Origin of the sequence: Bradyrhizobium sp. cir1 (genome assembly GCF_014198245.1) — a bacterium.
Lineage (GTDB): Bacteria > Pseudomonadota > Alphaproteobacteria > Rhizobiales > Xanthobacteraceae > Bradyrhizobium.
Map to the genome: position 1 here is coordinate 61,832 of NZ_JACIHE010000022.1, position 21,010 is coordinate 82,841.

Sequence of the window (21,010 nt, forward strand, 5' to 3'; positions counted from 1 at the left end):
TGGCGGCTCTCGCAATTCTACTGGCAGAGTCGAAGCTTATGGCGAGTTGCTTGTGTGCGGCTGTTTTCTTGAGCAGGCCATTCCATTTGCATGCGCTGCTTCAGCGCCTCCTTTGCTTCAGACCTGAAGCAGCCGGCGACTTCACTCAGGGTAGGAAGGCGACTGGCGAAATCGACGGTAAGCGTCGTTCCGCTCTCACGGCACGATCTACTATTACGGCCTGATGTTCTCGAAGGACGATCCCGACTTCAAAAAAATGGTCGATGACGTTCTCTCCAAACTCATGGCGTCCGGCGAGTTCACCAAAATCTACGACAAATGGTTCATGGCCGCGATCCCGCCGAAGAACATCAATCTCAACTTTCCTATGACCGAGGCTCCTAAGGGGCGCGTTGCCCATCCTAGTGATGTCGTCAACGATTGAACTTGGCAGGCAGCGGCCTTGACGGTGCCGCCAGCAGGCCGAACGTACAGCATGGTCCAACGCCAGCGGCGATCGCGAATGCAAGCGCGAAAGACTATCTTTACTTAAAATGGACTGACACGATGAGCAGACCAGTCTGCCGCAACGCAGCTTATGTTTGCGCGATCTGCAAGTTCAACTCAGAGCCATTCTGAATGGAACCCATCGCAGCCGCCCTGCTCATGGCCGACAGCCCAATAGCTCCGGCCAGGAGAGCTGCTCGATCCCGCGCGCAGTCGCCGAGCTCAGGGACGACCGGCGTGCCATAAGGTCATACTCACTGCAGATGAAGGCCGGCGTGTCGGCAGCCGGTGCCGCTTATGAGGTAAGGTGGCTCAACTTCACGCACTTCAATAGTCTAGTTCAGACGTAAGCCACTCGGCGAACGCTCGCACCGCCGCGCGTCGTCGGCTAGCGCGTGGATAAACGAGATGATGGCCAATATACCGAACATCAGTTGATCGTCCCGCCAGCGGCGCAACGAGCCGACCTGCTGCCAACTCGCGCTCAGCGAGCAGTGTCGATTCCAGCGCCACACCAAGTCCCTCTACCGCAGCTGCAATCGCGAGGAAGCTCCGATCGAAACGCATGCGGTGAAGCGCCGGTGCCTCGATGCCGTTGGCCGCGAACCATTGATGCCATTGAACGCGTTTGACGTCCGACCGGATCAGCGACTGGTGGAGCAGATCCGCCGGTTTGTGAATAGCGGAAGCCACTGCTGGCGAGCAGAGGGGAACAACCGTCTCTTCCTTGAGCGGTGTGATTTCAACCCCTTCGGCGCGCGGCTCCCCGTAAACGATATCGATGTCGTAGTCATCATTGTTGAACCGCGCGTAATCGGTGCTTGCGGCGAGCCGCACATCCAGCTTTGGTTGAGCAGCAAGGAAGCGCGACAGCCGCGGCGCGAGCCACTGAGCGGCAAAGCTGGGTGCGGAATGAACTCGTACAAGCTGCGGTCCGCGGGCCGACACTTCCTCAAGACCGCGCCGTAGCTCATCGAACGCCGTACCCGCGTGCCGCATTAAATTCTCGCCAGCAGGCGTCAGTCGAACCGCGCGCGTACTTCGCTCGAACAGAGTGGTGCACAGCGTCTTTTCCAGCTTGGTAATTGCGTGGCTGACTGCGCTGGATGTCAGGCGAAGTTCATTCGCTGCATCGCGGAACGACCCGGTTCTTGCGGCAGCCTCAAAGATTCGAATTGCCGATATCGGAATGTTCGACAGCATGGGCTTGAATGAAACAGATTCAGCAATTGGTGACAACTGCGCATTTGTAAAAGGGCATCTCGAGGACGTAGAGAGTAAATCAACAAAGCTGGTGCCGACCAGCTGTAGCCAAACCTTAGGGAGGGGTGAAATGCTGCTGAGCGGCAAGACAGCCATTATTTCAGGTGCGGCTTCGCCGCGTGGTATCGGTCTCGCGACAGCTCGGCGCTTTGTGTCCGAGGGTGCCCGGGTCGCGATCCTGGATATCGATGGCGCGGCGGCCGAAGCGGCTGCAAAAAGCCTTGAGCCCATTTCCGGAGAAGCGCATCTCGGTCTTGCGTGCAACGTCGCCGATCGAGAGTCCTGTGCCAAGGCCGTTGACGCGGCAGCGCACGTCTTTGGCCGTATCGACATATTGATCAACAATGCTGGCATTTCCCAGCCGGTGAAGCTGCTTGAGATCACGTCAAGCGATTGGGACCGTATTCAGGACGTCAATCTGAAGGGCGTGCTGTTCTTGTCGCAGGCGGTCGTCCCGCATATGCGCCAGCGCAAGTCCGGATCAATCGCGTGCATGTCTTCCGTTTCCGCCCAACGCGGAGGCGGTATCTTCGGCGGTCCGCACTACTCGGCGGCGAAGGCGGGCGTTCTCGGACTGGCCAAAGCGATGGCGCGCGAGCTCGGCCCCGATGGCATTCGCGTCAACTGCGTCACGCCAGGATTGATCGGGACAGACATCACCGCCGGGAAACTCACCGAGGAAATGAAGGCGAAGATACTGGAAGGGATTCCGCTCGGGCGTCTCGGTGAGGCCGCCGACGTTGCGGGCATCTATACGTTCCTTGCCTCCGACTTGTCGGCTTACGTCACGGGGGCAGTCATCGACGTCAATGGCGGAATGCTCATCCATTGAGCGGCTATAGCAGAGAGATCGTCATGGACACCGATACGAAGCCGCTTGCCAATGCGCCTACGCTGGCGCAACGCGCCTACAACATTCGCCGCAATGCGCTTCGCATGGGTGAGGTTCAGGGACAGGGCTACATCGCGCAGGCGCTGGATATCTCGGATGTGCTAGCGGTGGCCTACTTCCATGCCATGCGCTACCGGCCGGAAGATCCTTCGTGGGAGGAGCGCGACCGCTTCCTCCTCTCCAATGGCCACTATGCGATCGCGCTCTACGCGGCGCTGATTGAGGCCGGGATTGTCCCCGAGGCGGAGCTCGAGAGCTATGGCTTTGACGATAGCCGTCTGCCGATGTCGGGCATGGCTTCCTACACACCAGGAATGGAGATGTCGGGCGGATCTCTCGGGCTTGGTCTTGGGATCGCAGTCGGGATGGGGCTTGGACTAAAGCGCAAGAAGTCCAGCGCCCGAGTGTTCACTTTGTTTTCCGATGGTGAGCTCGATGAGGGCTCCGTCTGGGAAGCGATCATGTCCGCAGGCCACCACAAGCTCGATAACATCGTCGGTATCATCGACGTCAACAATCAGCAGGCTGACGGCCCCTCAACTCAAGTGATGGCTTTCGAGCCCTTGGTTGACAAGCTGGAAGCTTTCGGCTGGTTCGTCCAGCGCGTTGATGGCAACGATCTCGACGCAGTCGTGAGTGCTTTCGATGCCGCCAAGGCTCACGCTGAGCCAAAGCCGCGGATGATCGTCGCCGACACGCTGATGGGCAAGGGCGTTCCATTCCTTGAGCAACGCGAGAAAAACCACTTCATCCGTGTCGAGCAACACGAGTGGCAGCTTGCACTCGCATCACTTGAAGCCGGGAGGCAGTCATGAAGCCCGCCACAACGCCGCCGGCGCCGGGTAAGCCGCGCCTGACCACTTCGGCAATGATTGCCTCGATCGCGACCGAAGGGCAAAAAACAAAATCGGCGCCGTTCGGACACGCGCTGGTCGCACTGGCCCAAAGCCGGCCCGACGTGGTCGGTATGACGGCCGATCTGGGCAAGTACACCGATCTGCACATCTTCTCGAAAGCGTTTCCCGAACGCTATTATCAGATGGGCATGGCCGAGCAGCTCCTGTTCGGCGCCGCCTCGGGCATGGCGGCGGAGGGCTTTATGCCGTTTGCGACGACCTACGCCGTGTTCGCCTCCCGCCGGGCCTACGATTTTATCCATCAGACGATCGCGGAAGAAGATCGCAACGTGAAGATCGCCTGTGCATTGCCCGGTCTGACCTCGGGCTACGGTCCAAGTCATCAAGCGGCGGAAGATCTGGCCCTGTTCCGGGCCATGCCAAACATGACAGTGATCGATCCCTGCGATGCGCACGAGACAGAGCAACTCGTTCCTGCGATCGCTCAACACCAGGGGCCGGTCTACATGCGGCTCCTTCGTGGCAACGTGCCCTTGGTGCTCGACGAATACAATTACAAGTTCAGTCTGGGCAAAGCCGCGATGATCCGCGACGGCTCGGCTGTCTTGATCATCTCGTCGGGCATCATGACGATGCGGGCGCTTGAGGCGGCGAAGGCGCTTGAGAAGGATCGCGTGGATGCGGCCGTGCTGCATGTTCCTACCATCAAGCCGCTCGACGATGAAAGAATTGTTCGCGAAGCCGGGAAAGCCGGTCGGCTCGTCGTCGTCGCCGAGAACCACACGGTAATCGGCGGTCTCGGTGAAGCGATCGCTGCGTTGCTGATGCGCTCCGGCGTTCATCCGGCCTTCCATCAGATCGCACTGCCTGATGAATTCCTGGCCGCCGGGGCGCTGCCGACCTTGCATGACCGCTACGGCATCTCGACCACAGAGGTGACGAGAAAAATCAAAGAATGGCTGGGGCGGTGAAGGCTTAGCCTTCACTCAATCTATACGCACCTATCGCTCGCAGCTTTGTCGCGAGAAGGATCGCTGACGCCTTGTCGGCGGAAAACGGCCCAATGAGTGGTCAACTGGCCTGAATCGCCATACCGCGAACCCAGCCTGAATTGACCCCGATTTCAAGGAGGAAACAATGACGAACCGCAAGCAGGTCGGGATTAGTCGCCGGAAGTTGATCGTCGGAGCCACCGCGGTCCCTCTATTCGGCATTTTTGGTGGTCGCGCATCCGCGGCGGAGTTTAATTATAAGCTGGCCACGGGCCAGGACCCTGCTCATCCGGTCAACGTCAGGGCGCAGGAGGCGATCGATCGCATCCGCGAGGCAACAAGCGGGCGGCTCGAAATCAAGCTGTTTCCTGCAAACCAACTCGGGTCCGATAGCGACCTCTTGACCCAGGTGCGCAACGGCGGAGTCGAGTTCTTCAATCAGTCCTCGTCCATTCTCGCCAATTTCGTGCCAGTCGCGGGCATCGTGAACACGGGGTTCGCATTTCAAGACTATGATTCCGTCTGGAAGGCGATGGATGGAGATCTCGGAACCTACATTCGTGCGCAGGTGGCGAAGACTCCGATCGTGACGGTCGGCAAGATCTGGGACAACGGCTTTCGTCACGTCACATCGTCGGCGCGTGAGATCAAGACACCGGACGATCTCAAGGGGTTCAAGATCCGCGTCCCGCCGGCGCCAATTCTCACTTCCGTGTTCAAAGCATTGGAGGCCGGCCCTGCGCCGATTAACTTCAACGAACTCTACTCCGCCCTGCAAACCAAGGTCGTCGACGGGCAGGAAAACCCCTTGCCGATCATTGCGACAACCCGGCTGTACGAGGTGCAGACCTCTTGCAGTCTCACCGGTCACGTTTGGGACGGCTATTGGATTTTGGGGAATAAGCGTGCGCTCGAGCGGCTACCGAAAGACGTGCAGGAGATCGTCGCACGGGAGTTCGACCGTTCGGCGGCCGATCAACGAGCCGACATCGCGAAACTCAGTCAGTCACTTCGTACGGATCTCTCGGCTAAAGGTCTCAAATTCATCGACGTTGATCGGGCCGCTTTCCGCCTGGCCCTGTCGAAGACCAGCTTCTACGCCGATTGGAAGGCAAAGTTCGGAGAGGAAGCCTGGGCACAACTCGAGAAAGCCGCCGGGCAACTATCATGAGCGCCGTCAATCATGCGTCGAATATTGACGCTGAAGTGGGCGCATCTCAAAGCGGCGCGCGCCTATGGGCGGCAAACGCCAACAAGGTGCTCGGTCATGTGGTCGCGATTCCGGCGGCCCTGCTGGTGCTCGCCGAGATCGCCGTGCTGTCAGCCGGTATCATCGGCAGATACGTGTTTCATTCTCCCATCATCTGGTCTGACGAGCTCGCCGGGATCCTATTCCTGTGGCTCGCCATGTTGGGATCGGTGATCGCCTTCCAGCGTGGCGAGCACATGCGGATGACCGCGATAATCGGTATGCTCAGGGCGGATACCCGCGCCTTTCTGGATGTCGTTGCAGCAGCGGCTTCAATGGCCTTCCTTCTGCTGGTCATCCAACCGGCTTACGAGTTCGCCGCCGATGAAGTATTCGTTACCACGCCGGCGCTTGGTATCGTGAATAGCTGGCGCGCCGCAGCCTTGCCCGTTGGTATCGGGCTGATGTTGGTGGCGGCGGTTCTGCGTCTCATCCGCATCGCGAGCTTGCGGAGCCTGCTAAAGGCCTTGGCGCTGGTCGCAGTCATCATCACCCTATTTGCGCTGCTGGCGCCGACGTTGAAACCTCTCGGCAATCTCAATCTGCTGATCTTCTTCGTCTTCGTCGTTGGCGCCATGGTGTTTGCGGCGGTGCCCATCGCTTTTGCCTTTGGCCTGGCGACCGTCGGTTATCTGACGTTGACGACCAGCACGCCCGACGTCGTGATCATTGGGCGTATGGACGAAGGCATGAGCCACTTGATCCTATTGGCTGTGCCCCTCTTCGTGTTTCTCGGGCTGTTGATAGAGATGACCGGTATGGCCCGGGCGATGGTGGGCTTCCTGGCGAGCCTGTTGGGGCACGTCCGGGGCGGCCTGCATTATGTTCTCGTCGGCGCGATGTATCTTGTCTCGGGCATATCCGGTTCGAAGGCCGCCGATATGGCCGCTGTTGCTCCTGTTCTCTTTCCCGAGATGAAGCAGCGGGGAGCCAAGCCCGGCGATCTGGTAGCACTTCTAGCCGCAACAGGCGCGCAAACGGAGACAATTCCGCCGTCGCTGGTCTTGATCACGATAGGCTCCGTAACGGGCGTGTCGATTTCGGCCTTGTTCACGGGCGGGCTTCTTCCCGGTGTCGTGCTTGCAATCATGCTGGCGGCTGTGGTCTGGTGGCGATATCGTCACGAGGATCTGTCGCACGTTCAGCGGGCAACCAAGCGGGAGATCGGTCGTACCTTCATCATCGCGCTTCCTGCCATTGCGCTGCCGTTCGTGATCCGCACGGCGGTAGTCGAGGGTATCGCAACCGCGACCGAGGTGTCGACCATCGGAATTGTTTATTCCGTCTTTGCCGGCCTCGTGATCTATCGGCAATTCCCCTGGCAGCGGATCTATCCGATGCTGGTGGAGACGGCGTCGCTTTCCGGCGCAATCCTGCTCATCATCGGCGCGGCAACTGGAATGGCGTGGGCACTGACCCAGTCGGGCTTCTCAGCCTCGCTGGCCAAGTTCATGACCTCGCTTCCTGGAGGCGTGCCGATGTTTCTCGCCGTGACGATCATCGCGTTCGTTGTCCTGGGGAGCGTCTTGGAGGGCATCCCGGCCATCGTGCTCTTTGGACCGCTGCTATTCCCAATCGCGCGCCAGGTCGGCGTTCATGATGTGCACTACGCGATGGTGGTGGTTCTTGCGATGGGCATTGGCCTTTTCGCGCCCCCATTCGGCGTCGGCTACTATGCTGCCTGTGCAATCAGTCGCATCAATCCCGATGAGGGAATGAAGCCAATCGTTGGCTATATGATCGCGCTCTTGATTGGAACCATCATCGTCGCAGTAATACCGTGGATTTCGATAGGATTCCTTTGAAAAGAGCACGTCGGCGTCCCTTGCAGTCTCAACTCTGAGAGCTTCCAATAACATGCGCAAAGATAGGAAAGGAAATATGTCGTGGCGGCCATTGTTAAACCAAGTTGGGGGCTGCTGTTTGCCTGATGCCCGCTGCGTTGGCATGCGCATTGGCTCTCATTGCTGAGGACCTCGCTCAGCACTGCTCACTACCTTGGAGCTCGGCTTCAACAAAAGCCGCGCGATTGCAACTATGACCAGCCGGTCGCCCTTTTTGGCCGGTGTCGGTTGACCGAGATCATAGAGCTGAAACGAATACGAGTATCAGGAAGAGGCCATGGGTGAGCAGACCGACACAGACTACCTTGAAACGCAGGAGTGGCTAGATTCGCTCGCGGCGCTCAGCGCCAACCGAGGTGCGGAACGCGCCAACTTCATCGTCAATGCCGTTGTCGACGCAGCGCGGCGTGACCGGCTCTATGTGCCGCAGTCCCTAACAACCTCTTATTGCAACACCATACCCGTCAGAGAGCAGCCGCCGCTGCCGGCCGACCGCGCGACTGAGCACAGGTTGCGCTCGATCATCCGCTGGAACGCCCTCGCCATGATCCTGCGGGCCAACAAGCACAGTTCGGAACTTGGGGGCCATATCGCCAGCTTTCAGTCTGCGGCGACCCTGTACGACATCGGCTTTGGTCATTTTTGGCACGCTCCGACGGAGACTCATGGAGGCGACCTCATTTTCGTACAGGGCCATTCCTCGCCCGGCATCTATGCTCGCGCTTTCCTTGAAGGGCGTCTGTCCGAGGAGCAGTTGCTCAACTATCGGCAGGAGACGCAAGGCAAGGGTCTGTCGAGCTATCCGCATCCCTGGCTGATGCCGGATTTCTGGCAGTTTCCGACGGTCTCGATGGGTCTCGGCCCGCTGATGGCGATCTATCAGGCGCGCTTCCTGAAGTATCTGGAAAGCCGGGAATTCGCCGCAACCTCAAACCGCAAGGTCTGGGCCTTCATGGGCGACGGAGAGATGGACGAGCCGGAATCGCTCGGCGCCATTTCTCTGGCCGGCCGCGAGAAGCTCGACAACCTGATCTTCGTGATCAACTGCAACCTGCAGCGTCTCGACGGGCCAGTGCGCGGGAATGGCAAGATCGTCCAGGAGCTTGAAAGCGTATTCCGCGGCGCGGGGTGGAACGTCGTCAAGGTGCTGTGGGGCTCGGGTTGGGACCGCCTCCTGGAAACGGACAAGAGCGGCCTCTTGCTCAAACGCATGGAAGAGTGCGTCGACGGCGAGTACCAGGATTTCAAGAGCAAGAGCGGCGCCTATGTGCGTGAGCATTTCTTCGGCAAATATGACGAGCTGAAGCAGCTCGTCGCCGATATGAGCGACGACGACATCTGGAAACTGACGCGCGGCGGGCATGACCCGGACAAGGTCTTTGCCGCCTACAACGCCGCCGTGAACCACAAGGGTCAGCCGACGCTGATCCTGCCGAAGACCGTCAAGGGCTACGGAATGGGCGAGTCCGGCGAAGGACAGATGATCGCCCATCAAGCCAAGAAAATGACCTTGAGTGCCCTACAGGGTTTCCGCGAGCGGTTCGAGATCCCGGTTTCGGACGAGGATCTGGAAAATATCCCGTTCATCAAGCTACCGGAAGACAGCCCTGAAATGCAGTACCTGCGAGCTCAGCGCGCTCGACTGGGTGGTTCTCTGCCGCAGCGTCGCCGCAAATCGCAGCCGCTCGAGATCCCGCCGCTGTCTTCGTTCCAGCGCCTGTTGGAGAACACCGGCGAACGCGAGATCTCCACCACCATGGCGTTCGTGCAATTCTTGGGCAGTCTTGTGCGCGACAAGGCCATCGGCAAGCGCATCGTGCCGATCGTGCCGGATGAATCCCGCACCTTCGGCATGGAAGGCATGTTCCGCCAGCTCGGGATCTATTCGTCCGTCGGACAGCTTTATCGGCCGCAGGACGCCGACCAGTTAATGTATTACCGTGAGGACAAGCACGGTCAGGTGCTGCAAGAGGGCATCAACGAAGGCGGCGCGATGTCGAGCTGGATCGTCGCCGCGACGTCCTACTCCTCGAACAACGTGCCGATGATCCCGTTCTACATCTTCTATTCGATGTTCGGGCTTCAGCGCGTCGGCGATCTGGCTTGGCTTGCCGGTGACATGCGCGCTCGCGGCTTCCTGCTCGGTGGCACCGCGGGCCGCACCACGCTCAACGGCGAGGGATTGCAGCACGAGGATGGCCACAGCCACGTCATAGCCGGCACCATCCCGAATTGCATCTCCTATGATCCCACCTTTGCCTATGAAGTCGTGACGATCATTCGCGACGGCATGCGACGCATGTATGAGGATCAGGAGGACGTCTACTATTACGTCACGTTGATGAACGAGAACTACGTCCATCCCGCCATGGGAGAGGCGGCAGCAGGACCGACCACGGAAGCGGGTATTCTCAAGGGTCTTTATCTCCTGAAAAGCGGCGGCGAGACGGCGAAGAAGGGTCTTCGCGTCCAATTGGTCGGCTCGGGGACGATCCTGCGCGAAGTCATCGCGGCAGCGGACCTGCTCGCGGCGGATTTCAACGTGAGCGCCGACGTGTGGAGCGCGACCAGCTTTAACGAACTGCGTCGTGACGGCATGGCGGCCGAACGCTGGAATCTGCTGCACCCGACGGAGCCGCGTCGCAAGAGCTGGGTCGAAGCGCAACTCGAGGGGCATCCGGGGCCGGTCGTGGCATCCACCGACTATATGCGTAACTACCCCGACCAGATCCGGGAATATGTGCAGGCGGCCGGACGTCGATACGTCGTGCTCGGCACGGATGGCTTCGGCCGCAGTGACTATCGTGTGAAACTCCGGCGATTTTTCGAGGTAGACCGGCATTACGTTGCGGTCGCAGCCCTCAAGGCACTCGCCGACGAGGGAGCAATCAAGCCTGCTGTCGTCGCCGAGGCCATCGGCAAATATCAGATCGACGGCCGGCGTCCCGCGCCCTGGACCGTGTGATGCAGGGAGCCCAGGGCAGAGCGATGAGCGGCGTGATCGACATCAGGGTTCCCGATATCGGCGACTTCAAGGACGTGCCGGTGATCGAGGTGTTCGTCAAGCCGGGCGACAAGGTGAAGGCCGAGGATCCGCTGGTCGCGCTGGAGTCCGACAAGGCGACCATGGAGGTGCCGTCGCCGCGGGATGGCCTCGTGAAATCGGTCCTCGTCAAGGTTGGCGATAAGGTGAGCGAAGGGGCCGTAATTGTGCAGTTCGAGGGTGCCGGCGCGGAGCAGGCCGAGGCTCGCCCGGTCGTCAGCGCGCCGCCATCGCCCGTCAGCGCGCCGGCCGGTGTCGCTGACGTGCGCGTCCCCGACATTGGTGACTTCAAGGACGTTCCGGTCATCGAAATCTTCGTGAAGCCCGGCGACAAGGTGAAAGCCGAAGATCCGCTGATCGCACTTGAGTCGGACAAGGCGACGATGGAAGTGCCCGCGCCGCTCGCGGGAACGGTGCGCGAGATCAGGGTGAACATCGGTGACAGGGTCAGCGAGGGCGCGATCATTCTCTCGCTCGTGACGGCTGGCTCTACCATGCAGGCCGACGGTCCTCCCAGGTCGCCTGCTGTCTCGCCGACCGCCGCCGTGGAAGCGGCGGTGGTCGGCGCTTTTGACGAAGAGAGCTTTGCACTCGCCTATGCAAGCCCGGCTGTCCGCAAGCTTGCGCGCGAAAAAGGCGTCGATCTCGGAAAACTGAAAGGGACGGGCAATCACGGCCGCATATTGCGCGAAGATGTCGAGGCCTTTGTCAAAGGCGGAGCGCAAACCACCGCCGCGAGGGTGGATGGTGGTGCCGGCGGCATCGAGCTTCTGCCCTGGCCAAAGGTCGATTTCGCGAAATACGGCCCGGTCGAGCACAAGGAGATGGGCCGCATCAAAAAAATCTCCGCGGCCAACCTTCATCGCAACTGGGTCGTCATTCCGCATGTGACGACCCACGACGAAGCCGACATCACCGATCTCGAACAGTTCCGCGTCCAGATGAACAAGGAACTGGAGAAGAGCGGCGTGAAGCTGTCGCTTCTGCCGTTCATGGTGAAGGCGGCGGTCGCGAGCCTCAAGAAATTCCCGGAGTTCAATGCGAGCCTCGACGGTGACACGCTGGTCCACAAAAATTACTGGCATATCGGTTTTGCCGCCGACACGCCCAACGGGCTGATGGTCCCGGTGATCCGCGATGCTGACAAGAAAACGATCCCCGAGATCGCCAAGGAGATGAACGAACTCGCCAAACTCGCGCGGGACGGCAAGATCAAGTCCGAGCACATGCAGGGAGGAACGTTCTCCATCTCCTCGCTCGGCGGGATCGGCGGCATTTTTTTTACCCCGATCATCAATGCGCCCGAAGTCGCGATCATGGGCGTGTGCAAGAGCTATTGGAAGCAGCATTCGCCGGACGGCAAGACGGTCAATTGGCGTCTGACGCTACCGTTGTCGCTCTCCTGGGATCATCGCGTCATCGACGGGGCCGCCGCCGCACGGTTCAATGTCCATTTCGCCAAATTGCTCGCCGATATGCGGCGAGTGCTGTTCTGATGGTCGGAGCATCATGATGGCGAACCAGATCGAAGTGAGAGTTCCCGATATCGGCGACTTCAGGGATGTCGCGGTGATTGAAGTGATGGTGAAGCCCGGCGAGGCCATTGCGGTGGATACCGGCCTCATCATGGTGGAATCCGACAAGGCGTCGATGGAGATTCCTTCATCGCATGCCGGTATCATCAGGGAGATCAGGGTCAAGGTCGGCGATAAGGTGAGCGAAGGGTCCGTGATCCTCACGATCGAGGCCGCAGCCGCGACGGCGCGCGTAGCGGCGAAGGGCGAGGAGGTTCCGGCTCCTTCTGCGCCCGGGGCTTCGGTCGCGGGCTACGGTGGCAAGGCCGACATCGACTGCGATATGCTCGTGCTCGGCGCGGGGCCGGGCGGTTACTCGGCGGCCTTCCGCGCAGCCGATCTCGGCATGAAAACCGTGCTCGTTGAACGCTATTCTACGCTCGGCGGCGTGTGTCTGAATGTCGGCTGCATTCCGAGCAAAGCCCTGCTGCACACGGCCTTTGCAATGGACGAAATCCCCCATCTTGCCGCGCACGGGGTGACTTTCGGGCCACCGCAGATCGACCTCGACAAGCTGAGGGCCTCCAAGGACGGGGTGATCGCCAAACTGACGGGCGGCCTCGCCGGCATGGCCAGAGCGCGCAAGGTCGATGTTGTCACCGGCATAGGTTCCTTTCTCGATTCGCATCATGTCGAAGTGACGACGGCGGCCGGCAAAAAGACGATCAGCTTTGGCAAGGCGATCGTCGCGGCGGGTTCGCAGGCGGTGAGGCTGCCTTTCCTGCCGGAGGATCCGCGCATCGTCGACTCGACCGGCGCGCTGCTGCTTCGCTCGATCCCGAAACGCATGCTGGTCGTGGGTGGCGGCATCATCGGTCTGGAAATGGCGACCGTCTACTCGACGCTGGGCGCACGCATTGACGTCGTCGAAATGCTCCCTGGGCTGATGCCGGGCGCGGATCGTGATCTCGTCAAGGTTTGGGAGAAGAAGAACGAGCACCGCTTCGACAATGTGATGCTGCAGACGAAGACCGTCGGCGCAAAGGCGACAAAGGCGGGCATCGAGGTCTCTTTCGAGGGCGCGAAGGCGCCTACCACCCCGCAACTCTACGATCTCGTCCTTGTCGCGGTTGGTCGCTCACCCAACGGAAAGAAGATCGGAGCGGAGAAGGCGGGCGTTGCCGTCGACGCGCGCGGTTTCATACTGGTGGACAAGCAGATGCGGACCAATGTCCCTCATATTTTCGCCACCGGCGACATTGTCGGGCAGCCGATGCTGGCGCACAAGGCCGTGCACGAAGGCCATGTCGCAGCCGAGGTAGCAAAAGGTGAGAAGTCTTTTTTTGACGCACGCCAGATCCCGTCTGTAGCCTACACCGATCCGGAGATCGCCTGGGCCGGCAAGACGGAAGAGCAATGCAAGGACGAAGGCATCAAGATCGGCAAGGCTGTGTTCCCCTGGGCCGCGTCTGGCCGCGCCATCGCCAATGGTCGCGATGAGGGCTTCACCAAGCTGATCTTCGACGAGACGACGCACCGGATTGTCGGCGGCGGGATCGTCGGTACCCATGCCGGCGACCTCATTGGCGAACTCTGCCTGGCGATCGAGATGGGATGCGAGTCCGCCGATCTGGGCAAGACGATCCATCCGCATCCGACATTGTGCGAATCCGTCGGTATGGCGGCCGAGCTCTTCGAAGGCCATTGCACCGATTTGCCGCCGCAAAAGAAGAAATAGCGAAGCAGTTTTCGTACTCACATCGACCGGATGAGAGCAATAAAGAGGGATTTTCATGTCCACTGATGCCGTGATCGTATCGGCGGCCCGTACTGCGGTCGGGTCTTTCAACGGAGGCTTCGGCAACACGCCTGCTCACGATCTGGGCGCGGCCGCCATCAAGGGCGCGCTCGAACGGGCGAAGGTCGACGGTGCGGAAGTCGACGAGGTGATCATGGGTCAGGTGCTCGCCGCCGGCCAAGGCCAGAACCCGGGTCGCCAGGCCGCTATGGGAGCCGGCGTGCCGCAGGAGAAGACGGCGTGGATCCTGAACCAACTTTGCGGTTCGGGCTTGCGCGCCGCGGCTCTGGGCATGCAGCAGATTGCCAATGGCGACGCGAGCATCATCGTTGCGGGCGGACAGGAATCCATGTCCTTGGCCCCCCATGTGGCCTACATGCGCAGCGGGGTGAAGATGGGCGATTTCAAGTTCGCCGACTCGATGCTGAGGGACGGGCTGCTCGATGCGTTCCACGGATATCACATGGGCAATACGGCCGAGAACGTCGCTGCCAAGTGGCAGATAAGCCGTGACGAGCAGGACCAGTTCGCGGTCGCCTCGCAAAACAAGGCCGAGGCCGCGCAGAAGGCCGGCCGCTTCAAGGAGGAGATCGTGCCGGTAACGGTGAAGACCAGGAAAGGCGACATCGTCATCGACAATGACGAATATATCCGTCACGGCGCAACGCTCGATTCGCTTGCGAAACTGAAACCAGCCTTCTCCAAGGACGGCGGAGTGACTGCGGGCAACGCCTCAGGCATCAATGACGGCGCGGCGGCGGTGGTGCTCATGACGGCCAAGTCGGCCGAGACGCGTGGTCTGACGCCGCTCGCTCGCATCGCCTCATGGGCGACCGCCGGTGTCGATCCCGCGATCATGGGCTCGGGCCCAATCCCTGCCTCACGAAGGGCTCTGGAGAAAGCAGGCTGGAAGGTCAAGGACCTGGAGCTCGTCGAGGCCAACGAGGCTTTCGCTGCGCAAGCGCTCGCGGTCAACAAGGACATGGGCTGGGATCCGGCGATCGTCAACGTCAATGGCGGCGCGATCGCGATCGGCCATCCGATTGGGGCATCCGGTGCACGCGTGCTCGTCACACTTCTTCACGAAATGCGGCGTCGCGGCTCGAAGAAGGGCCTTGCCACGCTTTGCATCGGGGGTGGCATGGGCATCGCGCTGACTGTGGAGCGCTGATCGCGGCGGTCACAACGGTAACGGTTTCAACGGAGGTAATAATGGCTCGTACAGCGGTGATTACAGGGGGCACGCGCGGCATTGGCGCAGCGATCAGCAAGGCGCTGAAAGACGCCGGCTACAATGTCGTGGCGAGCTATGCCGGCAATGACGAAGCTGCGGCCAAATTCAAGGCCGAGACCGGCATCGAAGTCCGCAAATGGGATGTGTCCGATTATGACGCGTGCGCCAGGGCGCTCGGCGACATCGGACAGGTCGACGTGCTCGTCAATAACGCGGGCATCACCAAGGACGGGATGTTCCACAAGATGAGCAAGGAACAATGGTATGGGGTCATCAACACCAACCTCAACTCGCTCTTCAACATGACGCGCCCTGTCTGGGTCGGCATGCGAGAGCGAAAATTCGGCCGAGTGATCTGCATCTCGTCCATCAACGGGCAAAAAGGCCAAATGGGTCAGGTCAACTACTCGGCCGCCAAAGCCGGCGACATCGGCTTCGTGAAGGCCCTGGCTCAAGAAGGTGCCCGCTCGGGGATCACCGTCAATGCGATCTGTCCTGGCTATATTGCCACGGACATGGTGAAGGCGATCCCGCAAGAAGTGCTGAACAAGAACATCCTGCCGCAGATTCCCGTCGGCCGGCTGGGTGAACCTGAGGAAATCGCGCGCTGTGTCGTCTTTCTTGCATCGAAGGACGCGGGCTTCATCACAGGGGCGACCATCGCCGCCAATGGCGGCCAATACATGGCGTGAGTCAGCTATCGAGGTAGACAAGGCCGGAGCAACCGACGAACGACCAGAAAAGCAGATCGGATGACCCCACGTGGAAAAGGGGTGAGGATCCGGATCACCTGAGAAGTATTGGAGAGGCTCTCTTACGGACGACTGGAGGGGAAGATGAACAGTGACACATTGCCTAACGATCTGTCCGGATATCTGGAGGAGCTGATGCAGGCCGGTCAGCAGTCGGCCAAGCGGTTTGACGATGCACTCGCGGCGGCGATGGGAGTGCAGGGCAAGAGTGTGGCGGCAGGCGAGGCGCCTTCACCTTTTGCGCTCGCCATGGATGTGCAGCGCGAGTACCTGATGCAGCTCTGGCGTTTCTGGACCTCGGCTCCCATAAGGGCTGCCACGCTCGGCGCGAAGCCCGCGATCGAGCCGGTACGCGGCGACCGGCGCTTCAAAGATGAGGCGTGGCAGGCCGCGCCCCTCTACGACCTCCTGAGGCAATCCTACCTGCTATCGGCCAAGCAGTTGTTCGATCAGGTCGAGCAGGCGCAGGTCGATGAGAAAACGAAGTTGCAGCTTCGCTTCTACGCACGCCAGTTTATGGATGCGATCAGTCCGTCGAATTTCCCGGCGACAAATCCCGAAGTCGTCCGCAAAGCCATCGAAACGCGATCGGCGAGCCTTGTGCAAGGCATGATGAACCTGATCGAGGACGTCAGGAAAGGCCGGATCACGCGCGTCGATGAATCGGCCTTCGAAGTTGGCGGCAATCTCGCAATCACGCCCGGCGCGATCATATTCCAGAACGAATTGATCCAGTTGATCGAGTACACGCCGCAGACGGCCGAGGTGGAGAAGACGCCGCTGCTGATGGTGCCGCCGTGCATCAACAAATACTATCTGCTCGACCTCGGGAAAGATAATTCGCTGGTCGAATACGCCGTCGCCCAAGGGCATCGCGTGTTTCTGATTTCCTGGCGGAGCGCCGTCCCCGAGACGGCGTATCTGACCTGGGACGACTATCTCTCTCTTGGTCCGTTGAAAGCGATCGATATCGTGCGCGATGTCACGAATGTGGACAAGGTCCATGCGCTGGGTTTCTGCGTCGGCGGCACCATTCTTAGCTGCGCGGCGGCGGTATTGGCAGGGCGCGGCGAAGACCAGCTGGCAAGTCTCACCCTGCTGACGACCATGCTGGACTTTTCCGACGCCGGCGACATTGGGCTATTGATCGACGAGCGGTCGGTCTCGTTACGCGAGGCGACGATCGGCAACGGTGGCATTCTGCCGGGGAAGGATTTGGCGTTCACGTTTGGCACGTTGCGCGCCAATGACCTGATCTGGCGCTATGTCGTCGACAGCTACCTGAAGGGAGCGCCGCCCGATGCGTTCGATCTGCTGTATTGGGATTCCGACACCGTGAGCCTGCCAGGACCGATGTACTGCTGGTACACGCGTAACACTTATGTGGAGAACAAGATCAAGGATCCGAGGGCGACGACGCAGTGTGGCGTGCCGATTGATCTTTCCAAGGTCAAGGCGCCCCTCTACGTGCTCGCCTCGCGCGAGGACCATATCGTTCCGTGGCAGACTGCGTATCGTTCGATGCGGATCATCGGCAGCGAGCCACGCTTCGTGCTGGCCGCGAGCGGTCACGTGGCGGGCGTGATCAATCCGCCGGCACGCAATAAGCGAAGTCACTGGATAAACGATGATGTGAACTACGTGGCTGAGGATTGGCTCGTTGAGGCCGAAGAGAAGCCCGGCAGCTGGTGGCCCGATTGGAGCGCTTGGCTGAGGCGACATTCGAGTGGAACTGTCCCGGCCCCGGCCCAGCCCGGCAACAGGATTTATCAGGTGATCGAGCCGGCGCCGGGCAGCTACGTCAAGCAGAAGTCGAATTGAGCATCGCACCTGCCCCGGACGGCTTCCGATTTAGCCGAGGCAACAATCGACGCTTCATCTGATGTTGGTGCGGGCAGGGTTTCCAATTGCAATCGTCAGGAAGCATCATTGCGGATTGGCAGGTCGGCCTCATGGCTGGTTGCGTTTTGAGCTCGTTGGGGCGGTCGAAATTCTACGGCGATTTCCTGTGGCGGCAAGTCATTGCGAACATGACGGATGATTTGCCGCGGATGGGGTTTTTGAGAGGAGCTTGGCCTGCTGTAGACTGGTTGGGCGCGGTCGGATAGGGCGATCATGAGTAAGCGGCAGTTCGAAAAATCCCGGATTGTCATCGTCGGAGGCGGGGCCGGCGGATTGGAGCTTGCGACGCGTCTTGGTGACAAGTATGGACGCAAAGGAAAGCTCGAAATCACATTGATCGAGCAAAACCGCACCTATGTGTGGAAGCCGAAGCTTCACGAGATCGCAGCCGGGAGTATGGATATCGGCGCTCACGAGGTCGATTATCTCGCGCAGTCCTACTGGCATGGCTTCCGATATCGCGTCGGTGAGATGATCGGGATTGATCGGGATCGCCGTCAGGTACAGGTGGCGCCACATCTCGATGCAGAAGGTCGCGAAGTGACGCCGAAGCGGACTTTCGATTATGACGTTCTGGTGCTGGCTGTCGGAAGCCAGAACAACGACTTCGGCACCCCTGGCGTCGCAGACCATGCCATGAAGCTTGAGACGCAGGCGGATGCCCGGCTATTCCATGAAAGAATGGTCAATGCATGCATTCGTGCACATGCCCAATCTTCGCCGCTGGGAGTTCACCAACTGAAAGTCGCAATCGTTGGTGCCGGCGCGACCGGTGTAGAGCTTGCTGCCGAGCTCCAGCGAACGACGCATGAGGTGGTGGCGTATGGCCTCGACCAGGTCGACCCTCAGAAAGACATCAGGATTACGCTGATTGAAGCCGCCGAACGGGTGCTTCCAGCTTTGCCGGAGCGAGTTTCGAAGGAGACCGAGAAGTTGCTGGCTAGGCTCGGAATCGAGGTGCTGGTCGGCGCCAAGGTTGCCGAGGTTGGTGCCGATCGCGTCAGCTTGACGGATGGCCGGACGATCCCCGCCGAACTGATCGTCTGGGCCGCGGGGGTCAAAGCACCCGATTTTCTGCAAGACATTGCTGGTCTCGAGACGAACCGGATCAATCAACTCGTCGTTCGCCCGACGTTACAGACGACGCGTGATGCCGGCATCTTTGCGATTGGGGATTGTGCTGCCTGTTCATGGGGGGAGCGCGGCAACGTGCCGCCTCGTGCGCAGGCGGCGCATCAGCAGGCAGCGCATCTCTTCTGTCAGCTTCCACGGTTTCTGCAGGGCAAGCCGCTAGATGCCTATCGGTACAGGGACTTCGGATCCCTGGTATCGCTCGGTGAGTTCAGTGCCGTGGGCTCGATTCTGGGCGCACTTATAGGCAGCAACCTGGTCTTCGAGGGTATGTTCGCGAGAATGATGTACCTGTCTCTCTATAAAATGCATGAATACGCATTGCATGGCTTGGTAAAGGTGACGCTTAACACGCTGGCCCGCCTGATCAACCGGCGCACCGAGCCCCACGTCAAGCTCCATTGACCAGGGATCGTCCCGCACCAGATCAAAATCCTGTTCACCGCGTCACTGAGCAACGGAAAGACGAACCGCCCATGAAGATCGGTACTCCCAGGGAGCGCGTCGAAGGCGAGAAGCGCCTGGCGATGACGCCGCAATCCGCAATCGCACTGAAGAAACTCGGCTATGACTGCCTCATCGAATCAGGAGCCGGATCGGCGGCCCGCTTCTCGGATCAAGCCTATCGCGATGCCGGCGTGACGGTGGTGGCCGACGCGGCGGACCTTTGGGCCCAAGCCGATGTCGTCGCGAAGATCCGTCCTCCTGGGCAGACCGAAGTCGAGATGGGCCATGCCGGGCAGGTCGTGATCTCGCTGTTGTATCCCGGTCAGAACACCGAGCTCCTCGAAGCGCTCAAGACCAGGGGCTTGACGGCGCTGGCAATGGATATGGTGCCGCGGATCAGCCGTGCCCAGAAGATGGACGTTCTATCGTCCATGGCCAACATCGCCGGATACCGCGCAGTGATCGAGGCGAGCAACAATTTCGGACGCTTCTTCACCGGCCAGATCACTGCCGCCGGCAAGTTACCCCCCGCCAAGGTGCTGGTGGTCGGCGCGGGTGTCGCCGGCTTGGCGGCGATCGGTGCTGCGGTCTCGCTTGGCGCGATCACCTATGCTTTCGACGTGCGGCCGGAGGTCGCCGAGCAGATCGAATCGATGGGCGCCGAATTCGTGTTCCTCGAATTCGAGCAAACCCAGGATTCGGCAGCCACAGGCGGTTATGCGGCTCCGTCTTCACCGGAATTCCAGGCCAAACAGCTCGCCAAATTCCGAGAACTCGCGCCGAACATGGACATCGTCATCACCACGGCGCTGATTCCCGGCCGCCCGGCGCCAACGCTGTGGACCAAGGATATGGTCGAAGCGATGAAACCTGGCTCTGTGATCGTCGATCTCGCGGCCGAACGCGGCGGCAACTGCGAACTGACCGTTCCGGACCAGGCGATCGAGACTGCGAACGGGGTCAAGATCATCGGCTACACCGATTTTCCGTCGCGCATGGCAACGCAAGCCTCAACGCTTTATTCCACCAATATCCGTCACATGATGGATGACCTAACGCCGGCCAAGAACGGCGTGCCCGTGGTCAACATGGAAGACGACGTGATCCGCGGCGCCACCGTGACGAAGGACGGCGTGATCACCTTCCCGCCGCCGCCACCCAAGGTGCAGGCGATCGCCAAGGCCATGCCGAAGAAGGCTGTCGTCGAGACCGCCGAGGAACGGGCGGCGCGTGAGCTCGCCGAGTTCAGGACCGCCGGCAGGCGTCAGACCTGGATGCTCGCTGCCGGCGCGATCGTCACGCTCCTGATCGGCAGCGTCGCGCCGCCGACCTTCATGCAGCACTTGATGGTCTTCGCGCTGTCGGTTTTCATTGGTTTCCAGGTGATCTGGAACGTCGCGCATTCGCTGCACACGCCGTTGATGGCGGTCACCAACGCGATTTCATCGATCATCATTCTGGGCGCGCTGCTGCAGGTAGGCTCATCGAGCCTGATCGTCGGTGTCCTTGCGGCGTTTTCCATTTTGATGGCGTCGGTCAACATATTCGGCGGATTCCTGGTGACACGGCGAATGCTAGCCATGTTCCAGAAGAGCTGATCGGGGGG

Annotated in this window: 15 protein-coding genes; 14 read left to right on the forward strand and 1 reads right to left on the reverse strand. The window is 60.3% G+C overall.

Annotation, left to right across the window (positions count from 1 at the left end; all coding sequences use genetic code 11):
- The first annotated feature begins 223 nt into the window (after positions 1–223).
- Complete coding sequence (locus GGD63_RS32025; RefSeq protein ID WP_312013456.1) at positions 224–424, forward strand: transporter substrate-binding domain-containing protein; 201 nt, start codon at positions 224–226, stop codon at positions 422–424.
- A gap of 389 nt (positions 425–813) precedes the next feature.
- On the opposite strand, the gene GGD63_RS32030 is transcribed toward GGD63_RS32025, so the two are convergent.
- Positions 814–1,689 (reverse strand): LysR substrate-binding domain-containing protein, encoded by an 876-nt coding sequence (locus GGD63_RS32030; protein ID WP_183247986.1) that lies wholly within the window; start codon positions 1,687–1,689, stop codon positions 814–816.
- Positions 1,690–1,819: 130 nt separating this feature from the next.
- On the opposite strand from GGD63_RS32030, the gene GGD63_RS32035 reads away from it, so the two are divergent.
- The 13 genes from GGD63_RS32035 to GGD63_RS32095 all read left to right on the forward strand — a co-directional run bounded on the left by GGD63_RS32035 (position 1,820) and on the right by GGD63_RS32095 (position 21,002).
- Complete coding sequence (locus tag GGD63_RS32035; protein WP_183248055.1) at positions 1,820–2,581, forward strand: SDR family NAD(P)-dependent oxidoreductase; 762 nt, start codon at positions 1,820–1,822, stop codon at positions 2,579–2,581.
- 23 nt (positions 2,582–2,604) lie between these two features.
- Positions 2,605–3,456 (forward strand): transketolase, encoded by an 852-nt coding sequence (locus tag GGD63_RS32040; RefSeq protein ID WP_183247988.1) that lies wholly within the window; start codon positions 2,605–2,607, stop codon positions 3,454–3,456.
- Complete coding sequence (locus GGD63_RS32045) at positions 3,453–4,469, forward strand: transketolase family protein (RefSeq protein WP_183247990.1); 1,017 nt, start codon at positions 3,453–3,455, stop codon at positions 4,467–4,469. Before GGD63_RS32040 ends, GGD63_RS32045 begins: the two co-directional genes overlap by 4 nt.
- A gap of 166 nt (positions 4,470–4,635) precedes the next feature.
- Positions 4,636–5,661 carry a TRAP transporter substrate-binding protein gene (locus GGD63_RS32050; RefSeq protein ID WP_183247993.1) on the forward strand — a complete coding sequence of 342 codons (1,026 nt, stop codon included), beginning with the start codon at positions 4,636–4,638 and terminating at the stop codon, positions 5,659–5,661.
- Positions 5,658–7,544, forward strand: coding sequence for a TRAP transporter large permease subunit (locus GGD63_RS32055; protein WP_183247996.1), 1,887 nt, complete (start codon positions 5,658–5,660; stop codon positions 7,542–7,544). The genes GGD63_RS32050 and GGD63_RS32055 overlap by 4 nt, the downstream gene beginning before the upstream one ends.
- Positions 7,545–7,860: 316 nt before the next feature.
- Positions 7,861–10,548 (forward strand): pyruvate dehydrogenase (acetyl-transferring), homodimeric type, encoded by a 2,688-nt coding sequence (gene aceE / locus GGD63_RS32060; protein WP_183247998.1) that lies wholly within the window; start codon positions 7,861–7,863, stop codon positions 10,546–10,548.
- A 23-nt stretch (positions 10,549–10,571) separates the two neighbouring features.
- Entirely contained in the window at positions 10,572–12,122 is a 1,551-nt protein-coding gene (locus tag GGD63_RS32065; protein ID WP_183248057.1) for a dihydrolipoyllysine-residue acetyltransferase, read from the forward strand.
- Positions 12,123–12,138: 16 nt separating this feature from the next.
- Positions 12,139–13,878: a dihydrolipoyl dehydrogenase gene (gene lpdA, locus GGD63_RS32070; protein ID WP_183248059.1), complete on the forward strand. Its 1,740-nt coding sequence runs from the start codon at positions 12,139–12,141 to the stop codon at positions 13,876–13,878.
- A 55-nt stretch (positions 13,879–13,933) separates the two neighbouring features.
- The gene (locus GGD63_RS32075; RefSeq protein ID WP_183248000.1) at positions 13,934–15,109 is read left to right on the forward strand and encodes an acetyl-CoA C-acetyltransferase; all 1,176 of its coding nucleotides are present in this window, start codon (positions 13,934–13,936) and stop codon (positions 15,107–15,109) included.
- 41 nt (positions 15,110–15,150) lie between these two features.
- Positions 15,151–15,864 (forward strand): acetoacetyl-CoA reductase, encoded by a 714-nt coding sequence (phbB, locus tag GGD63_RS32080; RefSeq protein WP_183248002.1) that lies wholly within the window; start codon positions 15,151–15,153, stop codon positions 15,862–15,864.
- A 144-nt stretch (positions 15,865–16,008) separates the two neighbouring features.
- Positions 16,009–17,745: an alpha/beta hydrolase gene (locus GGD63_RS32085; protein WP_210316054.1), complete on the forward strand. Its 1,737-nt coding sequence runs from the start codon at positions 16,009–16,011 to the stop codon at positions 17,743–17,745.
- A 294-nt stretch (positions 17,746–18,039) separates the two neighbouring features.
- Positions 18,040–19,362 carry an NAD(P)/FAD-dependent oxidoreductase gene (locus GGD63_RS32090; RefSeq protein WP_183248004.1) on the forward strand — a complete coding sequence of 441 codons (1,323 nt, stop codon included), beginning with the start codon at positions 18,040–18,042 and terminating at the stop codon, positions 19,360–19,362.
- A gap of 71 nt (positions 19,363–19,433) precedes the next feature.
- A complete protein-coding gene (locus tag GGD63_RS32095; RefSeq protein ID WP_183248006.1) occupies positions 19,434–21,002 on the forward strand; it encodes a Re/Si-specific NAD(P)(+) transhydrogenase subunit alpha in 1,569 nt (522 codons plus the stop codon).
- The last annotated feature ends 8 nt before the right edge of the window (positions 21,003–21,010 follow it).

Bases quoted from the DNA above. Each gene is read 5' to 3' on its own strand.
- GGD63_RS32025 (WP_312013456.1), top strand. From the start codon at position 224: ATGTTCTCGAAGGACGATCCCGACTTCAAAAAAATGGTCGATGACGTT.
- GGD63_RS32030 (WP_183247986.1), bottom strand. From the start codon at position 1,689: ATGCTGTCGAACATTCCGATATCGGCAATTCGAATCTTTGAGGCTGCC.
- GGD63_RS32035 (WP_183248055.1), top strand. From the start codon at position 1,820: ATGCTGCTGAGCGGCAAGACAGCCATTATTTCAGGTGCGGCTTCGCCG.
- GGD63_RS32040 (WP_183247988.1), top strand. From the start codon at position 2,605: ATGGACACCGATACGAAGCCGCTTGCCAATGCGCCTACGCTGGCGCAA.
- GGD63_RS32045 (WP_183247990.1), top strand. From the start codon at position 3,453: ATGAAGCCCGCCACAACGCCGCCGGCGCCGGGTAAGCCGCGCCTGACC.
- GGD63_RS32050 (WP_183247993.1), top strand. From the start codon at position 4,636: ATGACGAACCGCAAGCAGGTCGGGATTAGTCGCCGGAAGTTGATCGTC.
- GGD63_RS32055 (WP_183247996.1), top strand. From the start codon at position 5,658: ATGAGCGCCGTCAATCATGCGTCGAATATTGACGCTGAAGTGGGCGCA.
- aceE (WP_183247998.1), top strand. From the start codon at position 7,861: ATGGGTGAGCAGACCGACACAGACTACCTTGAAACGCAGGAGTGGCTA.
- GGD63_RS32065 (WP_183248057.1), top strand. From the start codon at position 10,572: ATGAGCGGCGTGATCGACATCAGGGTTCCCGATATCGGCGACTTCAAG.
- lpdA (WP_183248059.1), top strand. From the start codon at position 12,139: ATGGCGAACCAGATCGAAGTGAGAGTTCCCGATATCGGCGACTTCAGG.
- GGD63_RS32075 (WP_183248000.1), top strand. From the start codon at position 13,934: ATGTCCACTGATGCCGTGATCGTATCGGCGGCCCGTACTGCGGTCGGG.
- phbB (WP_183248002.1), top strand. From the start codon at position 15,151: ATGGCTCGTACAGCGGTGATTACAGGGGGCACGCGCGGCATTGGCGCA.
- GGD63_RS32085 (WP_210316054.1), top strand. From the start codon at position 16,009: ATGAACAGTGACACATTGCCTAACGATCTGTCCGGATATCTGGAGGAG.
- GGD63_RS32090 (WP_183248004.1), top strand. From the start codon at position 18,040: ATGAGTAAGCGGCAGTTCGAAAAATCCCGGATTGTCATCGTCGGAGGC.
- GGD63_RS32095 (WP_183248006.1), top strand. From the start codon at position 19,434: ATGAAGATCGGTACTCCCAGGGAGCGCGTCGAAGGCGAGAAGCGCCTG.